General features: G+C 65.3%; 22 protein-coding genes. 7 read left to right on the forward strand and 15 right to left on the reverse strand.

Annotation, left to right across the window (positions count from 1 at the left end; genetic code table 11):
* Positions 1-196, forward strand: a 196-nt coding sequence (locus tag F1609_RS34280) for a hypothetical protein (RefSeq protein WP_206752951.1), incomplete at its 5' end; no start/stop codon positions are given.
* Between the two features lies 1 nt (position 197).
* Here F1609_RS34280 and F1609_RS08500 read toward each other — a convergent pair.
* The gene (locus F1609_RS08500) at positions 198-365 is read right to left on the reverse strand and encodes a hypothetical protein (RefSeq protein ID WP_167076066.1); all 168 of its coding nucleotides are present in this window, start codon (positions 363-365) and stop codon (positions 198-200) included.
* Positions 366-483: 118 nt separating this feature from the next.
* On the reverse strand, positions 484-2,931 hold the full coding sequence (locus tag F1609_RS08505) for a S9 family peptidase (protein ID WP_167076067.1): 2,448 nt from the start codon (positions 2,929-2,931) through the stop codon (positions 484-486).
* A gap of 167 nt (positions 2,932-3,098) precedes the next feature.
* Here F1609_RS08505 and F1609_RS08510 point away from each other — a divergent pair, with 167 nt between their 5' ends.
* Positions 3,099-3,605 carry a CcdC protein domain-containing protein gene (locus F1609_RS08510; RefSeq protein WP_167076068.1) on the forward strand — a complete coding sequence of 169 codons (507 nt, stop codon included), beginning with the start codon at positions 3,099-3,101 and terminating at the stop codon, positions 3,603-3,605.
* Positions 3,606-3,651: 46 nt separating this feature from the next.
* Here the strand turns inward: F1609_RS08510 and F1609_RS08515 are convergent, their stop codons facing one another.
* From F1609_RS08515 to F1609_RS08530, 4 genes are all read right to left on the reverse strand, one after another.
* On the reverse strand, positions 3,652-4,989 hold the full coding sequence (locus tag F1609_RS08515) for an outer membrane protein assembly factor BamB family protein (RefSeq protein WP_167076069.1): 1,338 nt from the start codon (positions 4,987-4,989) through the stop codon (positions 3,652-3,654).
* Between the two features lie 189 nt (positions 4,990-5,178).
* On the reverse strand, positions 5,179-8,004 hold the full coding sequence (locus F1609_RS08520; protein ID WP_167076070.1) for an ATP-binding protein: 2,826 nt from the start codon (positions 8,002-8,004) through the stop codon (positions 5,179-5,181).
* A 9-nt stretch (positions 8,005-8,013) separates the two neighbouring features.
* Positions 8,014-8,838 carry a hypothetical protein gene (locus F1609_RS08525; RefSeq protein ID WP_167076403.1) on the reverse strand — a complete coding sequence of 275 codons (825 nt, stop codon included), beginning with the start codon at positions 8,836-8,838 and terminating at the stop codon, positions 8,014-8,016.
* Positions 8,831-10,177 carry a hypothetical protein gene (locus F1609_RS08530; RefSeq protein WP_370661606.1) on the reverse strand — a complete coding sequence of 449 codons (1,347 nt, stop codon included), beginning with the start codon at positions 10,175-10,177 and terminating at the stop codon, positions 8,831-8,833. The genes F1609_RS08525 and F1609_RS08530 overlap by 8 nt, the downstream gene beginning before the upstream one ends.
* A gap of 195 nt (positions 10,178-10,372) precedes the next feature.
* Here F1609_RS08530 and F1609_RS08535 point away from each other — a divergent pair, with 195 nt between their 5' ends.
* Entirely contained in the window at positions 10,373-10,804 is a 432-nt protein-coding gene (locus F1609_RS08535; protein ID WP_167076072.1) for a hypothetical protein, read from the forward strand.
* A gap of 50 nt (positions 10,805-10,854) precedes the next feature.
* Here F1609_RS08535 and F1609_RS08540 read toward each other — a convergent pair whose 3' ends face one another.
* Entirely contained in the window at positions 10,855-12,102 is a 1,248-nt protein-coding gene (locus F1609_RS08540; protein WP_167076073.1) for an MFS transporter, read from the reverse strand.
* Positions 12,103-12,202: 100 nt separating this feature from the next.
* On the opposite strand from F1609_RS08540, the gene F1609_RS08545 reads away from it, so the two are divergent.
* Positions 12,203-13,135: a LysR substrate-binding domain-containing protein gene (locus F1609_RS08545; RefSeq protein WP_167076074.1), complete on the forward strand. Its 933-nt coding sequence runs from the start codon at positions 12,203-12,205 to the stop codon at positions 13,133-13,135.
* A 6-nt stretch (positions 13,136-13,141) separates the two neighbouring features.
* Here F1609_RS08545 and F1609_RS08550 read toward each other — a convergent pair whose 3' ends face one another.
* Together F1609_RS08550 and F1609_RS08555 are read right to left on the reverse strand one after the other, a co-directional pair.
* Positions 13,142-13,888 carry a DUF3108 domain-containing protein gene (locus F1609_RS08550; protein ID WP_167076075.1) on the reverse strand — a complete coding sequence of 249 codons (747 nt, stop codon included), beginning with the start codon at positions 13,886-13,888 and terminating at the stop codon, positions 13,142-13,144.
* A 1-nt stretch (position 13,889) separates the two neighbouring features.
* Complete coding sequence (locus tag F1609_RS08555) at positions 13,890-15,017, reverse strand: DUF3108 domain-containing protein (protein WP_167076076.1); 1,128 nt, start codon at positions 15,015-15,017, stop codon at positions 13,890-13,892.
* 132 nt (positions 15,018-15,149) lie between these two features.
* Here F1609_RS08555 and F1609_RS08560 point away from each other — a divergent pair, with 132 nt between their 5' ends.
* On the forward strand, positions 15,150-15,827 hold the full coding sequence (locus F1609_RS08560; RefSeq protein WP_229421749.1) for a PhaM family polyhydroxyalkanoate granule multifunctional regulatory protein: 678 nt from the start codon (positions 15,150-15,152) through the stop codon (positions 15,825-15,827).
* Between the two features lie 119 nt (positions 15,828-15,946).
* Here the strand turns inward: F1609_RS08560 and F1609_RS08565 are convergent, their stop codons facing one another.
* The 6 genes from F1609_RS08565 to pdxR form a co-directional block, all read right to left on the reverse strand.
* Entirely contained in the window at positions 15,947-16,162 is a 216-nt protein-coding gene (locus tag F1609_RS08565; protein WP_099874024.1) for a hypothetical protein, read from the reverse strand.
* A 92-nt stretch (positions 16,163-16,254) separates the two neighbouring features.
* On the reverse strand, positions 16,255-17,940 hold the full coding sequence (locus tag F1609_RS08570; protein WP_167076077.1) for a tetratricopeptide repeat-containing response regulator: 1,686 nt from the start codon (positions 17,938-17,940) through the stop codon (positions 16,255-16,257).
* On the reverse strand, positions 17,937-18,650 hold the full coding sequence (locus F1609_RS08575) for a sensor histidine kinase (protein ID WP_167076078.1): 714 nt from the start codon (positions 18,648-18,650) through the stop codon (positions 17,937-17,939). Before F1609_RS08575 ends, F1609_RS08570 begins: the two co-directional genes overlap by 4 nt.
* A 220-nt stretch (positions 18,651-18,870) precedes the next feature.
* Positions 18,871-20,511 carry an FAD-dependent 5-carboxymethylaminomethyl-2-thiouridine(34) oxidoreductase MnmC1 gene (gene mnmC1, locus F1609_RS08580; protein ID WP_167076079.1) on the reverse strand — a complete coding sequence of 547 codons (1,641 nt, stop codon included), beginning with the start codon at positions 20,509-20,511 and terminating at the stop codon, positions 18,871-18,873.
* Positions 20,508-21,080: a DNA-3-methyladenine glycosylase I gene (locus F1609_RS08585; RefSeq protein WP_167076080.1), complete on the reverse strand. Its 573-nt coding sequence runs from the start codon at positions 21,078-21,080 to the stop codon at positions 20,508-20,510. The genes mnmC1 and F1609_RS08585 overlap by 4 nt, the downstream gene beginning before the upstream one ends.
* Before the next feature lie 14 nt (positions 21,081-21,094).
* On the reverse strand, positions 21,095-22,579 hold the full coding sequence (gene pdxR, locus F1609_RS08590) for a MocR-like pyridoxine biosynthesis transcription factor PdxR (protein ID WP_167076081.1): 1,485 nt from the start codon (positions 22,577-22,579) through the stop codon (positions 21,095-21,097).
* Positions 22,580-22,689: 110 nt separating this feature from the next.
* Here pdxR and F1609_RS08595 point away from each other — a divergent pair, with 110 nt between their 5' ends.
* Together F1609_RS08595 and F1609_RS08600 are read left to right on the forward strand one after the other, a co-directional pair.
* Complete coding sequence (locus F1609_RS08595; RefSeq protein ID WP_167076082.1) at positions 22,690-23,154, forward strand: OsmC family protein; 465 nt, start codon at positions 22,690-22,692, stop codon at positions 23,152-23,154.
* Position 23,155: 1 nt separating this feature from the next.
* Entirely contained in the window at positions 23,156-23,770 is a 615-nt protein-coding gene (locus F1609_RS08600; protein ID WP_167076083.1) for an FMN-binding negative transcriptional regulator, read from the forward strand.
* Positions 23,771-23,773 lie beyond the last annotated feature (3 nt).

Raw genomic sequence — 23,773 nt, forward strand, 5'->3', positions numbered from 1 at the left:
CCCAATTCGAGGCCGGAAGCTTCTATTTCATTCGACTTTCGCACGCGAAAGTGAATCGCTATCGACGGCGGCGAAGACGCGCCTGGCATGCTCAGCGAAAAAACTGTCTGCCGCGCAGACTCCTAGCGATGGGCAACGCAGCAAGGCGCCGCTTATGGAAGCTGGAAATGACAAGAATTTAGGCGCACTTACTTAGCTTAGTGCAGGAAGAAGGTGCTCGGCTTCGGGTCGGGCACCGGATCGTCGTCCTGCGGGTGCCTGGTCGGTGGATGGTGCGGGTGGGGATTGTCGAACGGCTCGGGCGATGGTTCGTCGACCGGCGCGGGGTCCGGTGCGCGATGAAAGTCGATGGCTGCTGGATTCATGGGGGTCGCTCCTGGTTGAATAGAGCGATGACACTATCATAAGCGTCGCGGCGGGGCCGTACGCTTGGATAGTCTTCAGGGGCCGCCAGCAGCGGCCCCTGTGGCGTTTTTGGCCTGGCTACGGCTTGGCGTTCTTGACGTATTTGTCGAGCCAGGAATTGGTCTCGTAGAGCATGTGCATGATCGACTCGCGCGCGCGGTAGGCGTGGCTTTCGTTCGGCAGCATGACCAGGCGCGCCGTGCCGCCCAGGCCCTTCATGGCCTGGAACATGCGCTCGCTCTGCATCGGGAAGGTGCCCGAATTGTTATCCTGCTCGCCGTGGATCAGCAGCAGCGCATCCTTGATCTTGTCGGCGTTATTAAACGGCGACATGGCCTGGTACACCTCTTTCGCCTTCCAGAATTCACGCTCTTCCGACTGAAAACCGAACGGCGTGAGCGTGCGGTTGTAGGCGCCGCTGCGCGCCACGCCGGCCTTGAACAGGCGCGTATGCGCCAGCAGGTTGCCGGTCATGAAAGCGCCGTACGAGTGGCCGCCGATGGCGATGCGGTGGCGCTCGGCCACGCCGCGCCGCACCACTTCCTCGACCGCCGCTTCGGCATTGGCGACCAGCTGCGGCAGGTAGCTGTCGTTCGGCTCGGCCTCGCCGGCGCCGACGATCGGCATCGACGGGTTATCCAGCACCGCGTAGCCCATCGCCAGCATCGGCGCCGGGCCCCAATAGCTGATGGCGTTGAAGCGGAACGGCGAACCGGTGGTCTGGCTGGCCGCGCTGGCGCTCTTGAAGTCTTGCGGATAGGCCCACATCAGCAGCGGCAGCGGGCCATCGCGCTTGGCTTCGTAGTTCGGCGGCAGCATCAGGGTGGCGGTCAGGTCGACGCCGTCGGCGCGCTTGTAGCGGATCTGCTCCTTCTGCACATCCTTTAACTGCGGGGTCGGATGCGGGAAGTTGGTCAGCGCCGTCAGTTGCTCCGCGCCGCTGCGTTTCAGGTCGCGCACATAAAAATTCGGGCGCTCGGTGGGCGACTCGCGCGTGGTCAACAGGCGCGAGCCATCGTCGCTGAGCACCGTGACGATGCTCTCGTAATACGGTGCCTCGCTCTGGAACAGGCGTTCCTTGGCCTTGCTGGTGAGGTTGAAGCGGTCCAGGAACGGGCGGTCCCCTTCGTTCGAGGCGCCGCTGCCGCCCAACAGGATGGTCGAATCGGCACCGATCACCAGGCGCGGGCGGCCGGCACTATCGGGCATGGTGACCGGCGAGCCGGGATTGTTGTAGCGGTCTTCGGCCGAGTACGAAAACAGCAGTTCGGGCGCCACCGCCTGCTGTTCGGGGCGGAAGCGCCAGATCTTGACGGCGCGCGTCTTGTACCAGCTTTCGCCCAGCAAGGCCACCTCGCCATTGCCCCAGACGATGCGCTCGTAGCGTGAACCGAGTCTGGCCAGCACGGCCGGCTCACCCGCGAACGGCGCGGCGTGCGCGTAGACGATGTCGCGCACCTCGGCCGCCTTGGCCGGGTCGCCGCCATCCTGCGCCTCGGCCCAGACCAGGGTGGCCGGCGCATCGACGCGCCAGCTGACCTTGCGCACGCCGGCCGACACCGCGTCGTTCCCGGGCGGCAGGCCCTCTTCGAGCGGCTTGTTGACCACCAGGTGCACCTGCTTGCCGGTCAGGTCGCGCACCACGACCTGGCGCGGAAAGGCCGATGCCGGCACCACGTACGAGAACGGCCGTTGCAGCACGGACGAGAGCAGCAGCTTGCCGTTCGGCGCGACCGTGACGTCGGTGTACATGTCCGGAGTGCCGATCAGGCGCAGCTTGCCCGACAGGTCCACCAGCGCCAGTTGCGAGCTGGCGTAATGCTCGAACAGGCGCGCGTCTTCTTCATTTTTGAGCAGGTCCTGGTAGGTGCGCAGCTGGCGCGCGCCGACGCTGACCTGGCTGTCCTGCAGGATCGGCCCACTCGGAATGCCGGTCGCTTGCGGCGCCTTGCCGCGCCCGATCGGCTTGACATGCACCAGCAGGCCTTTGGCGTCCGGCATCCAGGAAAATCCCGAGCCGGCCAGGTACGACAGCGGCTGCGCGGTCAGGCGGCGCGCGATGCGGGTGTTGATATCGACCAGCCACAGTTCGACGCCGGAGGCGCCATCGCGGTCGGCGTAGGTGACGTGGGTGAAGGCCAGGTAGCGCTGGTCGGGCGACCAGGCCGTGTCGGCCAGGCGCAGCTGCTTGGGCAGCCCCATGATCTTGATTTCCTTCTGGGTCGCGATATCGAGCAGCTTGAGACCCGTACCGAAAGAAAAGCGGCTCGGCGAATAGGTGCGCGGATTGATGCGCAGGCCAGCCAGTTTGAGTTCGGGCTGCGCCACCTCGGCGATGCTGGGCAGGGCCGGGGTATCGACCATCATCGCCAGGTTACGCTGCGGGGACAGGCCCAGCGCCGGTGCGCGCGGCGCGTCGACAATGGCCTGCAATTGCGCCGGCGGCAGCTGGTACTGGGAGTGCGCATTCGGGGCGGCGGCGAGCAGGGACATGGTCAGCGGGACGATCGGGAGGCGGTGGCGCATGGAGGGGTCTCGGGTGTAGGCAATCGCCCATCTTGCGCACTCCTGGCGGGCTTGTCAATCTGCTCTTATCGGGTATTTACGGGGCGTACGGTATGCAGGACGGGTGCAATCGAGGCTGCGCGACGGGCGTTTATAATGCGTGTTTCAGGACCGGATTCGCACACGCCATGTCAATTACCACTATCGCACTGCTGGTGCTCGCCCCCTTTCTGGTGTGGCGCTTTTACCAGCGCCTCAAGGCCATGATGACGCGCCAGCGCTCAATCGTCTCGCGCCATTACACGGGCGTGGGCGTGTTTGCGGCCATGATCCTGGTGGCCGGGTCGGAAGTGCTCTCGCGCCCGACGCTATTGGGCTGGCTGGCGGTGGGCACGGCGGCCGGCATCGCCTACGGGATCTGGGGACTGAAGCTGACCCGGTTCGAAAACGATACCTGCCATTTCACGCCGAATGCGCGCCTGGGAATGGTCATTGCGATGCTGTTTTTCGCGCGGGTGATGTACATCGGGGTGGAGATTTATGCCAACCAGGGCAGCAACGTGCCGACCCCGGGGTTTACCGACAGCTTCATCACGCTGCTGGCGCTGGGGCTGACGGCGGGGTATTTCGGGACCTATTCGGCAGGCTTGATCCGCTGGCGCCGGGCCCTGAAGAAGGCGATCAACGCGGCTTAGGAGCGGCGAGGACGCGGATGCCGGGCACCCGCATCCGTCCGGGTGCTTATTGAAGATTGAACGCGTTGATGATCATTCCGCCCTGAACATACAGAATGCCATTGGCCGACACCGATAAACTGCCGCGTGCGGGCGTGCTCCACACCACCTGGCGCTTATCGAGGTCGATCGCAAAAACGCCTTTTTCGCTACCGACAAAAGCGAATTTGTTGGTAATGATCAGATCGCCAAGATCGGCCGAGTTCTCCGGCGCGGGCATGCTCCACAACAGCTTGCCGTCAGTTTCGGCATACGCCTCGATGCGCGATTTCAGATAGTTCAGCGCATACAGTACGCCATTGTTGTAGGCCGCGCCGGCAAACGATCCGGGCACCGTCCAGCGCACCTTGCGCGATGGCACATCGATCGCCGAAATCCCCTCATTGTAGGCAGCGCTGTTCACACGAACAAAGACGGTCCCGGCGGAGCCCAGCACCGGCGCCCCGGCGGAAGTCGTAAAGACCTGGGCGGTCGGATCGTCTATTTTCGCCACCGGTTCGCCCGAGACGCGGTCAAAGACAACCAGATAGGTATGCCGGTACACGTAGGCATAGTTGGCGTCCACGGCGGCCGCAGTGCCCCACAGCATGTCAACCGGGGTGAAAGATTTTTGCGCTCCGGTGGACCCATCGAACTGATAAAAGCCGCCATGGGGGCCGGCGTTGAGATACACGCTGCCACCGAATGGCGTGGCCGCGACGGGGCCGACGCCCTGCGACGGCGCGGGCGATGTTGTCAGCAGCGCTCCGGTGGACGCGTCCAGGGTGAACATGGCAGTCGTTGCCCCGCCTGTGGCGGTGTACACCTTGCCGTTAGCGGTTGCCGGGGCTTGCGGGGTGTTCGATGCCCCTTTGCCGAAATCGCGCTTCCAGACCAGTTCGGCATCGGCTTCGCTCAAGGAATAAACACAATTGCAACTGCCTGGAACCAGATAACTTTCAACACCCGCGAAATACAGGCGGCCACCGCTATTAGTCGGCGCGAGCATGTAGGTAAGCACACCGGCAGGCACGGGCATCTCGTACTTCCAGCGGGCACTGAAGTTCGAAGGGTTCACATTGACGGGCACAAACCCGCTGTGTGCGGCATTGCCCCGGAAGGTCGACCAATCGGTGGCGCCGGGCATGGCGCGCAAGGGACTCAGATTGTAACGGGTCAGGGTCGCGCCGATGGCGTTGGTCGAGGTCACGCCGGCAGGCGGCGTCACAGGTGCTACCGTAACGGGCACAACCGGCGCCGGCACGGTTGGGGTGGTGGACGGGGCCGCTGGTGCGGCAGGGGTACCGCCGCCGCCGCCGCCGCACGCGCTCAAAGCGACGCACACGGTGCTGGTACCGGCAATCATTGCAAATCTCATGTTGACTTCACTCTCTGTTATGTCTGCGTGGATGCGCGCAACGCGCAATCAGCTCTGCAGGCTAAGGCAAACCGAACAGATTAACACAAAGTAAATACAAATGTACATAGGGAATTATTGGTTCCACAAGAACATATGATGCGCGGGTGCCCCTTGCTGCCGGCGGCAGCAAGGCGGTCAGGTGGCGGCGGCAGGCGTCACGCGCCGCTGCAGCACGAAAATCGGCTGCGCCCACGGCATGTCCTTCTTCTTCTTGCTGGTGATGAGCGTGAGCTCCGACGGGTCGTACACGTCCGTGTTGTGCGTCAGCGGCGTCGTCATCAGATACTGCGCCTCGGTGTTCTTGAGGAACTCGCCCACCAGCTGGATGTTGCGGATATCCAGGTGGGCAAACGGTTCGTCGATGAACACAAAGCCACCCGAGCCGTCTTCGGACTTCAACAAACCAATCAGCAGCACCAGCGACTTCATCACCTGCTGCCCGCCCGACGCTTCGCCGTCGTTCATCCCGATCTGGTCCTTGCCGTCGAACTTGAAGCGCACGTGCAGGCCGGCCTGTGACAACTGCACGTCTTCGTTCTCCAGCTTGACCGGGTCGGCATGCACTTCGATCCCCGCCAGTTCCCCCAGCTCCTTGATGTTCTTGCTGTAGGTCTTGATGGTATAGCGCAGCCGCTCGATATACGCGCCGCGCGCGTTGGCGGTCGCTTCGATCGCGCGGTTGTTCTGGTAGCGCCGTTCGTCGGTCTCGGTCTGGCGGCCCTGTAGCTGCTCGTTCAGGCGGTGATGCTGGTCGATGACCGTGGCGTCCAGCTCCCAGTCGTCGCGCGCCAGGCTGTGTTCGAGCGAGGACACGCGCAGGTCGACCTGGTGCGCGTTCTGGTGTTCGGCCACCAGCGCGGCGCGGCGCGCCAATCGGCGCCAACCCTGCGGCAGATGGCGCCAGGCGCGGCGCAGCTCCAGCAACGCGCGCGCATGCTCGGCGCGCTGTTCGATCTGGCGCTTGTGGCCGAGCCGCAGGCCGGCTTCGGCCTCCGACAGGGTCATGCGCGCGTTCTGCCACACCGTGTCGGCGCGCGTGCGCGTCACAGTGGCCGCTTTGGTGAGCGCCTGCAGTTCACCCAGGCGTGTGCCCACGTCCATGCGCTCGGCCTTGAGCGGCACGGTGCTGCGCAGGGCTTCGTCGAATTCCGCCTGGCGCGCGGCCAGTTCCTTGGCCGCGTCCACGCCGGCGATGCGGGCCTTGAGCGCGCCCACTTCCGAGGCGAGTTTACTGATGGTGATGGTGAGCGCGTCTTCCTGCGCTTCCAGCGCCGGCAGCGACTTTTGCAGCGCTTCCATGCGCTGGCCGCGGCCGGCGCTACCGAAGCGGTAGCGCGATACTTCGACGAACAGCGAACGTCCGCCGCGCCGTTCGCGGTGATACGCGTCCGGCGTGATCCACTCGGCGTCGCGGTGCAGCTTGAAGCCCTTCTCGACCGAGTCGACCCGTTCGATACGCGCAAGCTGGTCGATCAGCCATGGCGGAGCGGCGGCCGAAAAACGCACCACCGACAACAGGCTGTCATCTTTCGTCACCGGCGCCTTGATGCACTCGGGGACGATGAAGTGGCGATAGCGTTCTTTTTCGGCCAGGCGATACGCGGCCGCAGCATCCTTGGAGCGTTCGAGCAGCACCACGGAGGCATACCCGCCCAGCACACCTTCGACCGCGCCCTGCCATTTGGGGTCGGTCACTTCGACGATATCGGACAGCATCGCGTGCGGGATGCCGTCGTCGCGCAGGGCGCGGCGCATGGCGCGCACGGCGTCCGGTTCGGGCATCGCGGTCTTGCCCTGCAAGGCCGAGATGGTCGATTTTTCGGTCAGGATACGGCTGGCCAGGGCGTCGCGCGACTGGCGCTGGCGCGTCAGTTCGGCTTCTTTCTGGTCCAGCTGGGCCGCCACTTCGGCGAGGTCGGCCCCGGAATCGGCGGCCAGCTTTTGCAGGCGCTCCTTCTGTTCGAGCAGGCTGTCGAGCGGTTTGAGTCTGGCGTTCACTTGCGTGAGGCGGCTGCCCAGCGCCGTCGCTTCCTGCTCCAGCAAGGTCTCCTGCTGCTGCGCGTCCGCCAGCGCCTTGGCCTGCGCGGCGACCGCGTTGCGCTTTTCGATCAGCTGCGTGTCGGCTTGCGCCATCGGTTTGCGGGCTTCGCGCAGCGCGCGGCTGGCGTTGCCCGCTTTTTCGCGCGCTTCGTGGTATTCGAGGCTCGGCAACACCTCTTCCAGCAGATTGCGGCGTTCCTTGTGCAGGTCTTCCCACTGGTGGTAATTGGCCACGCGCAGGCGCAGGCCTTCCAGGTTGGTACGCGAGGCTTCCAACTCGGTTTCGAAGCGCTTCAGTTCCGTTTCAGTGTCGCGCTGGTGGCGCTTGGCTTCGTCGTACGCATCCAGCACTTCCTTGTCGCCGAAGACCTGGAACACCAGGTCGAGCAGCTGGCGCGGCGCGTATTCGCACAGCTTGTCGGTTTCGCCCTGCTCCAGCGCCAGCACCTTGGCCATGGCCGGCGACAGGCCGGCGTTGTGCAGGCGCTTGCGGTAGTTCTCCACGCCCAGCCAGTCGGTGGCGTCGCTGACTTCCTCGATCTGGATATTCCCCGGACGCATAAGGTACTGGCGTTTCCAGTCGCCGCCGTTCTTTTCGATCTTGCAGAACAGGGTGACTTCATCGTCGCTGAAAAAACCGGAGCTGCGGAACGGCCGGTTCGACAACTGGCGCCCCACCGCCTTGTTGTCGACCACGGAGCGGATCCACGCGGTCTGCTGACCGGAGTGGCGCGCGTAATGCTTGTAAGTGCGGCCCATCGAGCAATCGAGCCCGAACAGGGTGCGCAGCGCGTCGAGCAAGGTGGTCTTGCCGGAGCCGTTCTGGCCGGCGATGGTGATGATCTTGGCGTCGAGCGGGATGTTCTTGATCCGTTGCCAGTAATCCCAGTGGACCAGTTCGAGCGATTTAATATGGAACATGGGCTAGCCTCAGGTTGGGGTATCGGCGGCCGGATCGGCGGCGGGATCAGGATCGGCCGCGGGCTCGATATGGACCGCCGAGACGGCGTCGGTGACCTTGTCGGCGGCCGCGTCGGATGCCGCGTCGGATGCCGCGTCGGATGCGGCGTCGGATCCCGCCGCGTCGGCGTCGCTGGCGGCCTCGCTCACGACCTTCTTGGGCACGGCCAGCACCGGCGCGCGCTTGAAGACGTCGGCCAGGGCACCGTTGATGATGCGTTCCTTGAGCACGTCGGTATCCATCAGCAGGTCGAGCAGCGCGCCTTCGAGGATCACGTCGCCGCGCCGTTCGATGAAGCCCATGCGCGAGAGCGCGCCCAGGTTCATGTCCATGCGCGTCTTTTTACCGAGTTTGTCGCCGAAGTCCGACAGCAGCGCGGTGTACGAAATGCCGATCGAGGTGTCTTCGGCGCGCGGCAGCGGCTTGTCCTTGTCGAACAGGTCGTTCTGGTCGTCGGCGCTCTGGTGGGTCTCCTGGCGTTCGCGCTTGGGCAGGATGATCTGCGCCCACAGCACCACCAGCAGCGCCACGCCGTCGCGCGTGAGGCCGAAGTTATTGTTTTGCCAGATGTCCTTGGCGCCGAAGATCTTCGGCTCCACCGCGCGGTGCAGCGCCAGCGTCACATGGTCGGCATACACGTTGTCCAGCAATTTGAGGCCCGATTCGAGCAGGCGTTTGTCGACTTCGGCGCGGAACAGTTCGTCCGACAGCACGCGCTTGACCAGGCGGTCGTCGCGGCGCAGGGTCTGATGCGTCAGCAGGCGCGCAATCAGGATTTGGGAGTCGTCATTTATCATCGGCCGGGCCGCTTTCCAGATCAAGTGAGAGGGTGGCGATCGACATCGCGAATACGTGCGGGTCGTTCAGCTGCACCATCTCGTCGGTGGGCGTGAAGGTGATCGGCAGGCGCGCCAGTTGCGCCGTGGCGCCCTGCAGGCTCGCTTCGGCGGCGTCGCCCAGCAGCGGCAGCATCGAAGCGCGGTACGAGGCCACCGCAAAGCTGGCCGGCAGCAGCGAATCCTGGATCGGCACCGTTTTCGGGCCGTGCTCCGAGAAGCTGGGGAAGTTACCGAGGTTGGCAAAATCGGCCAGGCGTGCCAGCCAGTCATCGAGTTCGGCCTGGATCGCCGGGCCGTCGTTAATCGTCAGCGGGGCGTCCTCGCCTTGCGGCAGGCCGGTCGGACCGGTGGTGGCGCCGCGTTCGGCCAGCAGTTCGGTTTCGGCCACGTCGATCATTTCGGCCGGAGTGACGAACAGCGGCATCACCGGACGGTCGATCGCGCCGTGCGCCAGGCTCGATAAATCTTCGTGCGCCAGCAGCCAGCGCTTGACGTCCGTGGTCGACAGGCCCGACTGGCCCAGGTGCACGCGCTGGCGCTCGATCTGGTTCAGCGCGCGCGAGAACATGCCCTGCATGTTCAGCAGCGCGCTCTGGGCGCGGCCGATCGCTTGCGCCGCCTTGTGGGTGGCCGAATCGGCGCGTTCGTCGCTGGTGATCGCGCGCAGGATCTCGGAGCCCTTCTCGACCCAGTCGCAGGCCATGTGCCACTTCGCTTGCGAGGTACGCAGGCGGAATTCCGAACCGGAGGCGATCGCGTCGCGAAATTCTTCGGTCAGTTCGACCAGGCGCCCCAGCAGGTGCTTGAGCTGTTCCACGGTGACGCCGCCCACCGCCTGGGCGCCGGCCACTTGCGAGAGCAAAAAGCCCATGTCGGCGTCGTCGTCGGCCTGGCCCATCGAGAGCAGGGTGTCGAGCGACGAGAGCACGTTACGCGCCATGGGCGTGACGCGGTACACGGCGGCCTGGGCGTCCCAGGCCAGCAAGCTGTGCGAACGCAGGCGGGTGAGCACCGTTTCCAGGCTTTCGGGTAGCAGGTAGGCCAGCTTCTGGTTGATGTCGGCCCGCGAAAACGCGGTGGTGCTGGTATCGGCGGCCAGTTCGCGCAGCACCAGCAGGCGGATCAACACGCCGTCGGCGCCACCGTGGAACAGTGCGGTGAACGCTTGCAAGGTCGGTTGCGCCCGCTTCAAATGAAAGACTTGCTCGATCTCGTCAGCCGAAATGCCGGCCTGGAAATGCGCCTGCAAAGAATCGTGGTCGTCTTGCCCTAAAGTCAGTGGTTCTGCAGCCACGCCTGCCGTTATTTCCATCATCGTGTTCCGGTACCAGTTTCTTGCTTCCGGCTAAGGTCTGCCGTTGGGGGCGTCAGTATATCAGTTAAGCCAAGGCAATCTGTCCAAATGTACCGACCCTGTTTGCAATCTTGTTTCATAATTGCAAGAAGTATTGAAACTAAAGTAATATCACAACATTAAGAGGAGATAGGTGTGAATCACGAAGAGTTGCAACGGGTAACGGCTTTGCCCGAGTATTTGCCGTCTCCGCAGGTGGAAAAGGAACTCGCTTCCCTGTTGCGCTCGTTCAGGCACGGGATGCCGGATGCGCAGGAAAAGCTGTTGATGATGGAAGCACTGGCACAACTTGCAGACAGGCAATGGCAAACCTTTGAAACCCTGCCGCATGCGGCCCGCAAGCGCCTCAGTGCGTTTGCGATCGGGGTATGGGAGCGGCGTTCGCTGGCGTCGACCGCGCTGCTGATCAGCATTATCCGCACCCTGGGGCTGGCGGATGCGCTGGCGTTCGCCACCTCGCTCGATCCCCAGACCCTGGAACCGATCATCGCCTCCGAACTGCGCGACGCGCTCGATGAGTTCGGCGCGACCGTCGACAATCCGTATACCCAGATCAAACAACGCTAACAACAAACAACACCGGTGTCAGGTCTGACATTTGGACACGAGCTGAGCATTCAGGAGCGAGCTGAGCGGGCAAACAGCGGCAAGGCCAGCGCCGCGCACGCCGCCCCGACCAGCCACACACCAGCCCATCCGGCCAGCGCATTTATATGCGGAATCGCCGACGCGGTCGCGAAACACACCACGAACACGCTGGTATTGGCCATCCCCAGCGCCGTGCCCGCCTTGTGCGCGCCCGCCAGGGTGACCAGCTCGGCATAGGCAACGCCATGCCAGGCCGACACGCACACCCCGCTCACGGCCAGCGCCGCCAGCATTGCCGCCAGCACCAGCGGCCCGTGCGCCAAGGTGCGCGCGAGCAAGCAGGATGACAATCCCAGCACCACAAAGCAGAGCACGCTGATCCAGGTGGCGGCGCGCAGGAAGCCGGCGCGGTTGCCGTGGCGGTCGGTCCAGCGCCCGCTCCAGACGCGCATGGCCATCGCGCCGCATTGCAGGCCGACCAAGGCGCCGGTGGTGGCGCCTACGCCGGCATGCAGCACGTCGTGCAAGAACACGGTGCCGAAGGTGAGGATGCCGAATTGCGGCGCGCACAGAATGCCGATGGCGGCCACCATCGCCCACAGCCGGGCCCGGTCCGGCGACGGCGCGGCCCCGGCGGAGGCAAGGGTATGTCCGGCGCTGCCGCTGGCCTGCGGATCGCGCAGCCAGATCCAGGTGAGCAACAGGCTGATGGCGCAGCATGCCGACAACAGGCTGTAGACCGCCGCAAAGCCCGCCTCGCGCGCCAGGGTCGGCAGGATCAACGCGCCGACCGCGCCGCCCAGCGGGACGGCCGTCTGGCGGATGCTCATCGCCATGCCGCGCTCGGCGCTGCTGAACCAGACCATCACCGCACGCCCGCTCGAGCCGTTGACGCTGCCACCGAGCATGCCGACCAGCAGCAGGCCGGCGCCGACCAGCCCCAGTCCGGGAACGCCGCTCCCGCCCGGGGCACCCCAGAGCGCCATCAGCAGCAGCGCCAGCGCGGTCGCGCCTAGTCCGGTGAGCAACACCTTGCGGTCGCCCCAGCGATCGGTCAGCACGCCCCACGGAAATTCGCTGCAGGCGATGCCCAGGCCCATCGCGCCCAGCGCCAAGCCGAGCGCGGCGTCGCTGAAGCCGTAGGCCGAGCGCATCATAACCGCGGCGGCGGGAATGCCGGAAAAGGCGGCGGCGAAACTGGCGTTGGCGGCAACACCGACGCTCAATACTTTCCAGCGGTGCCGGTCGGGTGCGGCGGGGATGGCGATGGCAGACAATTTGGCTCCTTGAGAAAGGGGAGACTGGATTGTCGGCCGGGGTGACTGTTTTGAATATCAGATAATATTGGAGCCATCGTGCCATAAAACAGGACAATTAATGCGGCTGCTCAATTTTGATCTGGATACCTTGCGCACCTTCGCCGCCGGGATCGACCTCGGCAGTTACGCGAAGGCGGCGGCGCAGCTGGGACGCTCCACCTCGGCTGTCAGCGCCCAGTTGAAGAAACTGGAAGACCAGGCGGGCGCCGTGCTGTTTCGCAAGGCGGGACGCGGCCTGGCGCTGACCGACGCCGGCACCACCCTGCTGGCCTACGCGCGCCGTCTGCTGGACATCAACGATGAAGCCGCACTGGCCCTGCGCAGCGCCAGCCTGGCGGGCGAGGTGCGGCTGGGCTTGCAGGAAGATGTGGGCGAAGCCTTGCTCGCGCAGGTGCTGGGGCAATTTATTCGCAGCCATCCCAACGCGCGCATCGAGGTGTGCGTGGCGCGCAGCGCGGAGTTACAGCGGCGCGTGGCGGCCGGGCAGCTCGACCTGGCCATTACGTGGGACACCGCGCCGGACGCGCTGGCCGGCGAACGCCTGGCCACCTTGCCGCTGCACTGGATCGGGCCGGCCGGGTTTGATCCGCTGCTTGGCGCCGCAGGCCAGCCATTGCCGCTGGTGCTGCTGGAAGCGCCGTGCGCGCTGCGCGACATCGCCGCCGAGGCCATGGACCGCGCCGGCATCCGCTGGCGTTGCGCCTTGTCGAGCGCCAGCCTGTCCGCGCTGTGGGCGGCCTCGGCTGCGGGGCTGGGGATGACGATTCGTACGCGCATCGGGCTGCCGTCGACCCTGGCGCTGCTCGATCCTGTGGCTGGCAGGCTGCCGGCGTTGCCGAGCATCAGTCTGGCCATGCACCGGTTGGCGGGCGACGAGAATGCCTTAAGCACGCTCTTGGCCGAGTTGCTGCGGCAGGCGGTGCGCGAGCTGGCAGGGCCGGCGCGCCAGCAACTGTGCACGGTCGGGCCCGTGTCTGAATGTCAGACCTGACACCGGCTATTTTTTGTTGATCTTGTCGACCGTCTGCTCGATGAACTCGCCTTCTTCATCGCTGTAGCGCAATTGCACCGGATACCAGTCGTGCCCCGGCGCCAGCCACAGGTCGACGGTCTGGTCCTTGGCGCCCGGCGGCGGCGCCTTGGACAGCAGCACGGCCTCGACTTCACCAAGCCCGGTGGCAATCTTCTCGCGCTTGACCACCTTGAACGACCACGGCTGCGCATCCTTGCGCCCGGCCACGAACAGGCGCCATTCCGATCCCGGCGTGAACTTCTCCGGCTGGGCCCGCGCCAGCGCCGCCAGTTGCCACTGCGCGCTCAGGCGGTCCTGCTCGCCGCCAAGCAAGGGGTAGGCTTCCTTGCCCGCACTGAAATTGAGGGTCTTGGCGCCACGGTCGAAAGTGGCCGTGGTCGCTTCTTTGCGGAAGCGCTTCTCGACAAACTGTGCCGGCGCAATGCCGTAAGTGTCGACCGTGCCTTCGCTGCGCGTCTCCAAAATCTTGCCCAACATCTGCGCTTTGGTTTCGTTGACGAGGCTGTACTTGCCCTCGCCCGCGCGCCAGGTCACCTGGGCCTCGCCGCTAAGGGCCAACCCTTTCTGGCGCGCCTTGAGCGTGTAGTGCAGGTCGGCCGAGGGCGCCAGGTTGAACGGGCGCAGCGCTGCTTCGTGTTCGGCGGCAAAAATGCCGGCGCAGGCGCTGGCCAGCACGGCGCCGCCCAACAGGTGTGTAAATAATGGTCGCATATCAGTTTCCTAAATCAGTGATGAGAATCTTGCGGATGGTCTGGGTCGTGACCGAGCCGTTCGATTCGGTATTGCGGATCTGCACCGGATACCAGTTGTGCGCTGGCGCCAGCCAGATATCCAGGCGCGAGTTGTACGCCCCGGGACGCGGCGGACGGGCCAGGTGCCAGGTCGCCAGCGGCCCCATCGGGGTGTTGATGTTTTCCTGCCCGACCAGCACGAAGCCGAACGGGTTGGCGTCTTTTTCTTCGCCGACGAACAGTTCGACGCCGCTGGCGAACTGGGCGCTGTCGGCGCGTCCGATGGCGGCCAGCTGCATCAGGAAGGTCGCCTTGTCCTGCGCCCCGGGCACCATCGGATAGCTGCGCTCGGAGGCGGAAAAGGTAATCTTGCCGTCCGCTCCGCCGAAATGGGTGGCAGTCTGGCTTTTGCCACGCCGCTTTTCGGTGGTGATGCGCGGGACGATGCCGCCCGGCCCGACCGCGCCCTCGCTGTTCAAGAGCACCAGGTTCACGCGCGCCACCAGTACGCTCACGCTCGCTTCCATCGACAGCTTGTAGGCGCCTCCGGCTTGCTTCCACGAGATGGTCGAGACCCCGGACCAGGTGCCGCCGTCGCGGTCGGTGCGCGCCACGTCGAAGTTCAGCTCGGCCGATGGCGGCAGGCTGACCTTGAGCGCGGGCTTGACCGGCTCCGGCGGCGGCGCCTCGGCCACCGCTGGCGGCTCGGGGGTCAATTCTACGACCGGCGCCATCTCGGCAGCGCTCGCCTGGACAGGCGCCGCGGCCGCATCGCCAGCTTTCTCCGCGCCATCGGCCGGGCCGGCGTCGGCCTCGGCCGTTGCCTCGGGCAGCGGCGCAGCGGGCGGCGGCGCCGGCTTGGGTGCCGGACGCGGACGCGCTGGCGCAGGCTTCGGCTTCGGCGGCGGCGCAGCCGGTGCCAGCACCGGCGCGGGTGCGCGCAGCAAGGCGACCATGGTCACCGGGTCTGGCGCGGGCGCGGGCATGCCAGGCGGGCTCATTCCGATGCGCGCGCCGACAAAGTCGATGGCAAGGACATGCAGCAGGACTGTCGCCGTGCCGATCACCAGGGCGCGACGCCGTCGGGATAGGAAGGATGCGATCGTCATGGCCCACAGTTTAACGTGTCTGGCGCTTTTCCCGCTGACACTACCCCGTGCGCGCTTTGCACCTCGCACAACTCGCTTTGATAGGATGATAATTATCTGCTACGCTCAGGCTTCTACTTTACGGAGACTTCCATGCTGAAACCACCCATGCCCAACATCCCCGGTGTCGGCGCCGTGACCGACACGCTGGACTTCGTCAAGAATTTGTGGGGAAGCATGTCCGTGCCGGGCATGTCTTTCCCCAACATGGCCATGCCACCCGTCTCGCTCGACGAGCTGGACAAGAAAATTGCCGACCTGAAAGCCGTTGAGGCCTGGCTCAACATCAACGTGTCGATGCTGCGCGGCACCATCCAAACGATGGAAGTGCAGCGCGGCACGATCGCCACCCTGAAATCGATGGGTGCGACCCTGGCGGCGGCCGTCAAGCAGCCGGGTGCGGATGAAAAGTCGGTGCTGGCGGCGGCGCCGTTCGCGTCGGCATTTTTCAGCCAGCCGGCCCCTGCCCCTGCCCCTGCCCCTGCCAAGGCGCCTGTGCCCGAGCCTGCCAAGCAAGAGAAGGAAGCAGCGCCGGTCAATGCCATGAACAATCCCGTGGCATGGTGGAACATGCTTCAGGAACAGTTCAATCAGGCGGTGACGACGGCGATGACGCCGGAAGCGGGCGCGGACAAAACCGGCCAGGGTGATGCTGGAGGAAAAGCGGCGACGCAGGTGTCGCCAGCGGGCGGGACCAATGCCAACCCGGCCGAACCGGAAAATGCGGGCAAGATCGCATCGCGCCGCACCAAGCCGAAAAGCGACGCTTAGCGTAAAGGCGCTTTCTTAAAAAAGCGTCATTACCACTGAAACCATCATTCCCGTTAACGTTTAAACCGTCATTCCTACCACTGGCAGAAATGACGGTTTTGAGGGTATTGGCTGCGCTCTTACGCCAGCCGCTGGATCCTGATCGCGTCGATCAAGCCATCTTCCTGGCGTTTGATGGTCGAAATGGTAATCAAACCATCTTCCGCCATCTGTTTGACTTGCTCATGCACAGCCTGGAACGAGGGCACGGTATCGCCCTTGGCGGCCACTGGCCGAATCCATGCACTGCTGCCTACACGCATTTTTTCATAGACTTCATTTGCGATGTCGCGCATGGTCGTCCCTTTCTTCTTGAATGCGGAAACTTCCGCGCAGCGAGCAGTTTATCACCAGCAAGCGTCGGGGCAATGGCAAACGTGCAAACGGCTCAGGCTGGATCAATACCGGCGGCCCCATCGGCCGCTCCCGGCGCCAGTGCGGCGAGCTGTTCCATGAGCTGGGCGAAGCGCTGTTGCGCAGGCAGGATTTTGTCCACGTGCAGCAACACCTCGGTCGCCTCGGCCGCCAGTTCGGCGTCGAATCCGAGCTGCTGCATGTGCGAAATCAGGATCTGCGCCGAGTTGAACAGGATGCGCAGGTTGTTCGGCAAACTCAGGCGCGCGCTGCGCATCCAGGCCACCGCTTCGGGCAATTTGCCGGTTTTCCATAGCGACACGCCCTGATTCATCAGGTCGCTCGCTTCTTTCTTCGACGAGCGGATCAGCGCCAGCCCCTCGTCGCTCATGTGGGCGCGGTCGAAGATTTTTTGCACGTCGTCGAGCAGTTGCAGGTTGTCGTGATTGTTCTTGATTACGTAACACAGCAGTTCGACCGGCGAATCGCGGTGCCCGACGGAAAACAGCAAGGTTGCCAGTTCCAGGCAGGTGGGCGTATCCGGACGCTCGGGATTGGCGAGCAGCAGTTCGTCGAGCTCGTCGCCCGCCTTGCGCGCGCGCTGGAAGTCGCCGCTCTCGTGGTGAACCATGCCTTCGGTAATCTTGCAGCGCAGCTGGACTTGTTCACCGGTAAATTCGCGCTGGGCCAGCACCAGCAACTGCATCGCTTCCTTGGTTTCCAGCTTGAGTCCGCAGACCCGCGCCAGGCCCAGGTAGGCGTCGACCGTTTTCATGACCGAATATTCGCCGATCGAAATGCACTTGCGGAAAGCTTTTTCGGCCATCGCCACATTGCCCAGCTTGAGCGCCACCTGCCCCAGCGAGCGCTGGCGCATCACCGAATTGGGAGACAGCTTGGCGGCCCGCTCGAGCACGGCGCAGGCTTCCTCCATCTGTCCCATGCTCTGGTAAGTGAGCGCCAACTGATCATACGCGTCAATATAGTAGCGGTTCTCGGAAATGACTCCCTGGAACATCTGGCGCGCCTGCTCGTATTCGCCATTGGCCATGCGGATCCTGGCCAGGCCCGACTTGGCCCACTGGTAATCGCGTTCCTGCAACACGCGTTCGTAGGTTTCACGCGCTTTTTCCGGCTCGCCGCTTTTGAGCATCAGGCGCGCCTTCATGCGCAGCAATTCCATTTCGTGCACCTTGTTGCTCACGATCTGGCTGTCGCACACCTTGGCGGCGCGCAGGTAATCCTTTTCGGCAAAAGCCTGGTCGATTTGCTTGAACACCTGTTTCTTTTGCCACACGCGGTTCAGGCGGGTCAGCAGCACGCCTTCGGTGATCGGCTTGATCAGGTAGGCATCGGGCTGGTGCTCGGCCGCGCCCATCACCGATTCGATGCTTTTTTCGGCCGACACCATCAGCCAGACGCTGCTCGGCAACAGCAAATTGCGCACGCGCGCCTCTTCCAGCACCTGCTGCCCGTTCTTGCCCTCGCCCAGGTTGTAGTCGCACAGCACCACGTCGTAACGGATGCGCGCCAGCATGGCGATGGCTTCCCCGCCGCTCGATGCCTGATCGATATTCTTGGCGCCCAGGTTGCGCAAGCTTTCGCGCAGCAGTTGGCGGATACCGATGAAGTCATCGACCACCAGGTAATTCTTGCCGGCCCAGTCGACCAACTGGATGCTGGTGGCCAGGTTGGCGGTCGGTTTGGGATCGACGATCATGGCAGGCTCAGCACGAAGCAGGCGCCGCCGTACGCGCCGCCGTTTTCCAGGCGCAGGCGGCCGCTGCGCTGGCGGTGCTTGTGCATCTTGGCTACTTCGCTGGAGAAATACAGTCCCAGGCCGGTGCTGTTGGTCAAGAAGTTCACGCCGGCGCTGGCGCCGTGCATGGCCGACACACCGGCCTCGAGCATGGCGTTTGAGTAGCCACCGCCGTTGTCTTCGATGCGGATCTCCAAATCGCCATCGACCACGGCGATCGCCAGGCGGATGGTGTCTTTGGTGTAATGGATGGCGTTGTTGATGGCATGCCCGAGCACGCCGACGATCAGGTCTTCATCCACATGCCAGACCAGCTCGGGGTCGGCCTGCGTTTCGAGCTTGATGTGGCGCGAGTCGAGCAGCACGCGGCTGGCGCCCGCCACCTGCGCCACCAGGTCGCCCATCGCCAGCGGCTGCATGTCGAAGGGATACTCGGGTTTGCCGACCTGCTTGTACAAGGCCAGCAGCTGGATCAGGTTGTCGTTGAGGCGCTTGGTCTGGTACAGCATGTGCGCCATCTGCGGATAGGCGGCCTCGGTCGCGCTGGTGGGCGCGGCTTGCGCGAGCAGGGTTTCCAGCGTGCCGCTCAGCACGCTGACAGAGTTTTTCATATCGTGCGCGGTGGACGCAAGAAACAGAAACAGCTCGTTCGACTCGGGCGCATCGTCCATCGTGATCGGCTCCAGCCACGCTGGGCGCGGCGATGGGTTGAAGTTGCTACAGGCCAATTATAACCGGATGACAAGGGACCTCGAAAAACCGTAGCGAGCGGTGTAAGTTTTGTCGCGGACGCGCATGTCCGAGAAGCGCAGCCGTACGAAGGTACGGCGAGCATCACAGGGCGAAAATTACGCCGCGCAGTAGGTTTGTCGAGGTCCCAAGGCCGGTTCGCTATCCTACCTCGCTACGTCGCCGTTCGCGCAACAGGAAGCGGGCCGGGTCGAGCGCCGCGACCAGGTCGGCTTCGAGCGGCAGCGGCTCGCCATTGAGTTGCGCGGCCAGCAGTTCGGCCGCCAGCGGCGCCCAGGTCAGCCCGCGCGAAGCGTAGCCCAGCAGCCCATACACGCCGTCGTGGCGCGGCACGTCGCGCAGGCGCTCGATGCGGCCGGCCGCGTCCGGGTCGGGCAAGGCGCCCACCAGCGGCATGCGATCCGGCGCCACGCAGCGAAACCCAACGCGCCCGAGCAGCGGCGCCTCGCTCCCCAGTGCGGGGGCGCCCAGCATGGTGCGGATCTTGGCGAGGTTCTCGTCCTGGCTCAACTGGCGCAGGGCCGGATCGGCATCGTCGTCGTAGCTGGCGCCCAGGCTGTGCAGGCCGCCGACGGCGGGTGTCAGGTAGGCTTCGCGGCACAGCACGAAGGGCAGCACCGGTGCTGATCCCTCGGCCAGATGGGTAACCTGGCCGCGCACGGCGGCCAGCGGCAGGCCGGCGGCCAGCGGCACATCGACCGCGCCGGTGCCGTTGGCCAGCACCAGCACCGGCGCCCGTGCCAGCACTTCGCCGGCGGCGTCGATGGCGCACCAGTCGGCACCGCGTTTGTCGAGTGTCACGGTGCCGGCGCCGAAGTGCCGCACCAGCGCCTCGCCGCAGGCGGTGAGCATGGCGCCGCAGGCGCTGGCCGGACGAATCCAGCCGCCCTGGCGAAACAGCCAGGCGCCGTCGGGTGCGGGGGCGCCAAGCAGTTCGGTCGCCGCCGGCGCTTCCAGCCATTCGGCAAAATCGGGCGGATATGCGCGGCCTGCCGCGATCGCGCGCTGCACCTCGGCGTGGGCAGGGTCGCGCGCCAGTTGCAGCACGCCGCAGCGGGCGCGCTCGATGCTGTTCTCGCTGACGCGGTCCCAGTAAGCCTGCGCATACAGGAAGGCCGCGCGCGACAGGCGCGTCATGAGGTTGTCGTCTTTGGAGAGCAGCGGCATGCTGATGCCGGCCAGGTTGCCGGACGCTTCGCGCGCGGGCTGGGCGTGGCGTTCGATCAGGGTCACCTTCCAGCCGCGCGCGCACAGGCGCTCGCAGGCGGCGGCGCCGGCCAGCCCCGCGCCGATCACAATGGCGTGACGCGCACGCGGCGCCCCTGCTTCGGCCTGCGGCCGGCGGCTGGCGTAGACGGCGCGCTGCGCGCCCGGTTCCCAGGCAAAGCCGGCGTGCGCCAGCGCTTCGATCTGCGTGTGCGTCAGGCCTTCGGCGTCGAGCAGCGCGCCCGGCGCGGCCAACTTGCCCAGCGCGTGCGCGAAGCGGGTGCCGGCGTCACGGGCGCCGTGCAGCCAGATCGCGTCGAGCCGCGCAGTCAGTTGTTCGAGCGCGGCATCGAGCGGCGCGGTGAGCAGGTCGAGCGTGACCGCGTCTTCAATCTGCGCAATGCGCCGGTAGCCGGGCAGCGCTTCGTTGGCCAGCGCAATGTAATGCAAGCGCGCGGGCCGCTGCGGGTCGTTACGCCAGGCGTGCAGTGTCTTCTGGAAGGCTGCGCCGTCGCCGTAGGCCGCATCGAAAATGACGAAGTGGGTGCGTTCGCTCCACATGCTTTGCCAGTTCATGCGCGCCGCTCCGCTTGGCGGAAGCAGTTGGCGGCATGGTCGTCGATCATGCCGATGCCCTGCATGTAGGCGTACACGATGGTCGAACCGACAAACTTGAAGCCGCGCTTGAGCAGGTCTTTCGAGAGCCGGTCCGACAGCTCGGTCTTGGCCGGCGAGCGCTCGCCGGCGTTGTAGTGGTTGACGATCGGCTGGCCGTCGACAAACCCCCACAGGTAGGCGTCGAGCGAACTACCTTCGGCGCGCAGGCGCAGGTAGGCTTGCGCGTTGGTGATGGCGGCGCCCACTTTGAGCTTGTTGCGCACGATGCCGGGATTGGCCAGCAGTTCGGCCACCTTGGCCGCGTCGTAGCGGGCGATTTTTTCGGCATCCCAGTCATCGAAAGCGAGACGATAACTATCACGCTTGTTCAAGATGGTTTCCCAGCTCAGGCCCGCCTGCGCGCCTTCGAGATTGAGCATTTCGAACAGCGTGTTCTCGTCGTGGCACGGCACGCCCCACTCGTGGTCGTGGTAATCGAGGTAGCGTTGGTTGGCGGTGTTGGCCCAGGAGCAGCGTTCAATAGTCATGGCATCAGTATAGTTCAACGCGGCAGGCTTAGCACCTTCGCCAGCACATCGATTCCGTGCACGATCTGCGCCGGCGTGAGCGACGAAAACCCCAGCAGCAGGCCGGGGGCGAATGCGCACGCCGGCGTGGCCATCCGGTTCGCATAATAGGCCAGCGCGCGCGTTTCGATGCCCTGCTCGAGCGCGCGCGCCACCACCGCCGCCTCATCGTGGCCGCGCAGGAAATGCACGGCCAGATCGAGGCCGGCGTCGGACGGGCCGGCCAATACCGTGCCGCCCAGGCGCGCGGCGATGGCGTCCAGCAGCGCCGCGCGCCGTTCGCCGTAGGCCTCGCGCGTGCGCCGGATATGGCGGCCAAAATGGCCGTCCGCCATGAAGTCGGCCAGCACCATCTGCGGCACGATGGCGGTGTGGCGGTCCATCACCGCCTTGGCGCGCACCACCGGCTCCACCAGCGCCGGCGGCGCCACGATGTAGCCGAGGCGCAGGCCGGGAAACAGCACCTTCGACAGGGTGCCGACATACAGCACGCAGCCGGCGCGGTCCAGGCTTTGCAGGGACGCCAGCGGCGGGCCAGTGTAGCGGTATTCGCTGTCGTAGTCGTCTTCGATGATCCAGGCGCGTTGGGCGGCGGCCCAGCGCAGCAGTTCCAGGCGGCGCTGCAAACTCATGGTCACGCCCAGCGGCAGCTGATGCGAGGGCGTGGCCAGCACCATGCGCGCGTCGGGATAATGCGCGATGCCATAGGCGATGTCCATGCCGTCGGCCGTCACCGGCACCGTGCAGACCTTGGCGCCGGCGGCGAACAGCGGCGCGCTGGCGCCCTGGTAGCCGGGCGACTCGACCCAGACCTCGTCGCCGGGCGCGAGCAACAGTTGCGATAGCAGGAACAGGCCCTGTTGCGAGCCGGAGGTGATGACCACCTGTTCGGGCGTGCAGTTCACGCCGCGCGAGGCGCGCAGGTAGACGCACAGCAGCTCGCGCAGGGGCGCGTAGCCGGCCGGGTCGCTGTAGCCCATGTGGTAGTCCGGGTGGCGCCAGCGCCGCCCCTCCAGCCGGCTCCAGACGTCGAACGGGAACAGGTCGAGCGAGGGCATGCTGACCCGGAATGGGCGCAGTTTGCCTTGATGGAAGCCGACGCTTTCCATGGCGGCGGTATAGGCCTCGCCGCGCGCGGAGAGAGGACGCATCGGCGCCTGCGTGGCTGCGGCGGCCTGCGGGCCGGGCGCGGCGTGGGCCAGGTGCTCGCTGATGAAGGTGCCCTTGCCGACGGCGCCACTGAGGTAGCCTTCGGCGCTGAGCTGGTCGTAGGCGTTGAGAACCGTCTGGCGCGAGACCGACAGCAGGCGCGCCAGTTCACGCGTGGGCGGCAGCTGCATGCCGGCGCCGAGCGTGCCGCGCAGGATGGCGTCCTTGATCTGCGCGTACAGCTGGCGGAACAGGGGGTCTTGCGTGCCGCGTGCGAGGGGCAAGGCGGAGAGGATGTCGGTAACGAGCATGGCGATCTTCAGATTGGTCTTTACATAATCGCGTGAATTGGATATTTGAGCAAGCCAAAGCGGCGCATAAGATGGGCATCTGACCACATCATCATCGGGAGCCGAGCGACATGCAGCAATTCGAAGCACAACTGGCCTGGCAGCGCGGCGCGCAGCCATTCCTGGACCAGCGCTACAGCCGCGCCCACGCGTGGACCTTCGACGGCGGCCTGCGCGTGCCCGCCTCGTCGTCACCGCTGTCGGTCGCGCTGCCGATGTCCGACCCCGCCGCCGTCGATCCGGAAGAAGCGCTGGTGGCCGCCGTATCGAGCTGCCACATGCTGTTCTTCCTCTCGCTGGCGGCCCGCGCCGGCCACGTGGTGGACGACTACCGTGACCACGCCATCGGCACCATGAGCAAAAACGCCGATGGCAAGATGGCGATGACGCGCATCGTGCTGCGTCCGGCGATCAGTTTCGCCGATGGCACCGGTCCCGATTGCGCCCAGCTGGACGCCCTGCACCACGCCGCGCACGCGCAGTGCTACATCGCCAATTCGATCAAGGCCGACGTGGTCGTGGAAGGGAGCGCATAAGATGTACGGACCTGCTTACTTCGACGAGATCCGCCCCGCCCTGCTGCATGGCCTGATCGACGAGCACCCGCTGGGCGCCGTCGTCACGCACGGCGACAATGGCCTGGACGCCAACCACATTCCGTTCATCATCGACGCCGCGCACGCCGATGCACCCTTCGGCATCCTGCGCGCCCACGTGGCGCGCGCCAACCCGCTCTGGCGCCATGAAGGCGAGACCCTGGTGGTGTTCCAGGGGCCGTCGGCCTACATCACGCCGGCGCTGTACGAAGACAAGAAGATCAACGGCAAAGTGGTCCCGACCTACAACTACGCCGTGGTGCACGCGCACGGCACCTTGCGCGCCATTGAAGACCCGGCGTGGTTACTGGCGCTGCTGGCGCGCCTGACCGCACGCCACGAAGCGGCGCAGGCAATGCCATGGACCATGGACGACGCCCCGCCCGACTTCATCGAGCGGCTGGTGAAGATGATCGTGGGGATCGAGATTCCGGTCACGCGCATGCACGGCAAATGGAAGGTGAGCCAGAACCGCTCCCAGAACGACCAGAGGACGGTCATGGCGGCCATGGATGCGCCGATGGCGCACACCATGCGGCACCGCGCCGAAGCCTGACAG

It is taken from the genome of Massilia aquatica, from assembly GCF_011682045.1.
Taxonomy (GTDB): Bacteria; Pseudomonadota; Gammaproteobacteria; order Burkholderiales; family Burkholderiaceae_D; genus Telluria_A; species Telluria_A aquatica.

Coding starts and splice junctions, on each gene's coding strand:
- F1609_RS08550 (WP_167076075.1), bottom strand. CDS start 13,888: ATGCGACCATTATTTACACACCTGTTGGGCGGCGCCGTGCTGGCCAGC.
- F1609_RS08545 (WP_167076074.1), top strand. CDS start 12,203: ATGCGGCTGCTCAATTTTGATCTGGATACCTTGCGCACCTTCGCCGCC.
- F1609_RS08600 (WP_167076083.1), top strand. CDS start 23,156: ATGTACGGACCTGCTTACTTCGACGAGATCCGCCCCGCCCTGCTGCAT.
- F1609_RS08515 (WP_167076069.1), bottom strand. CDS start 4,989: ATGATTGCCGGTACCAGCACCGTGTGCGTCGCTTTGAGCGCGTGCGGC.
- F1609_RS08500 (WP_167076066.1), bottom strand. CDS start 365: ATGAATCCAGCAGCCATCGACTTTCATCGCGCACCGGACCCCGCGCCG.
- mnmC1 (WP_167076079.1), bottom strand. CDS start 20,511: ATGAACTGGCAAAGCATGTGGAGCGAACGCACCCACTTCGTCATTTTC.
- F1609_RS08585 (WP_167076080.1), bottom strand. CDS start 21,080: ATGACTATTGAACGCTGCTCCTGGGCCAACACCGCCAACCAACGCTAC.
- F1609_RS08575 (WP_167076078.1), bottom strand. CDS start 18,650: ATGGACGATGCGCCCGAGTCGAACGAGCTGTTTCTGTTTCTTGCGTCC.
- F1609_RS08505 (WP_167076067.1), bottom strand. CDS start 2,931: ATGCGCCACCGCCTCCCGATCGTCCCGCTGACCATGTCCCTGCTCGCC.
- F1609_RS08555 (WP_167076076.1), bottom strand. CDS start 15,017: ATGACGATCGCATCCTTCCTATCCCGACGGCGTCGCGCCCTGGTGATC.
- pdxR (WP_167076081.1), bottom strand. CDS start 22,579: ATGCTCGTTACCGACATCCTCTCCGCCTTGCCCCTCGCACGCGGCACG.
- F1609_RS08570 (WP_167076077.1), bottom strand. CDS start 17,940: ATGATCGTCGATCCCAAACCGACCGCCAACCTGGCCACCAGCATCCAG.
- F1609_RS08565 (WP_099874024.1), bottom strand. CDS start 16,162: ATGCGCGACATCGCAAATGAAGTCTATGAAAAAATGCGTGTAGGCAGC.
- F1609_RS08520 (WP_167076070.1), bottom strand. CDS start 8,004: ATGTTCCATATTAAATCGCTCGAACTGGTCCACTGGGATTACTGGCAA.
- F1609_RS08595 (WP_167076082.1), top strand. CDS start 22,690: ATGCAGCAATTCGAAGCACAACTGGCCTGGCAGCGCGGCGCGCAGCCA.
- F1609_RS08510 (WP_167076068.1), top strand. CDS start 3,099: ATGTCAATTACCACTATCGCACTGCTGGTGCTCGCCCCCTTTCTGGTG.
- F1609_RS08560 (WP_229421749.1), top strand. CDS start 15,150: ATGCTGAAACCACCCATGCCCAACATCCCCGGTGTCGGCGCCGTGACC.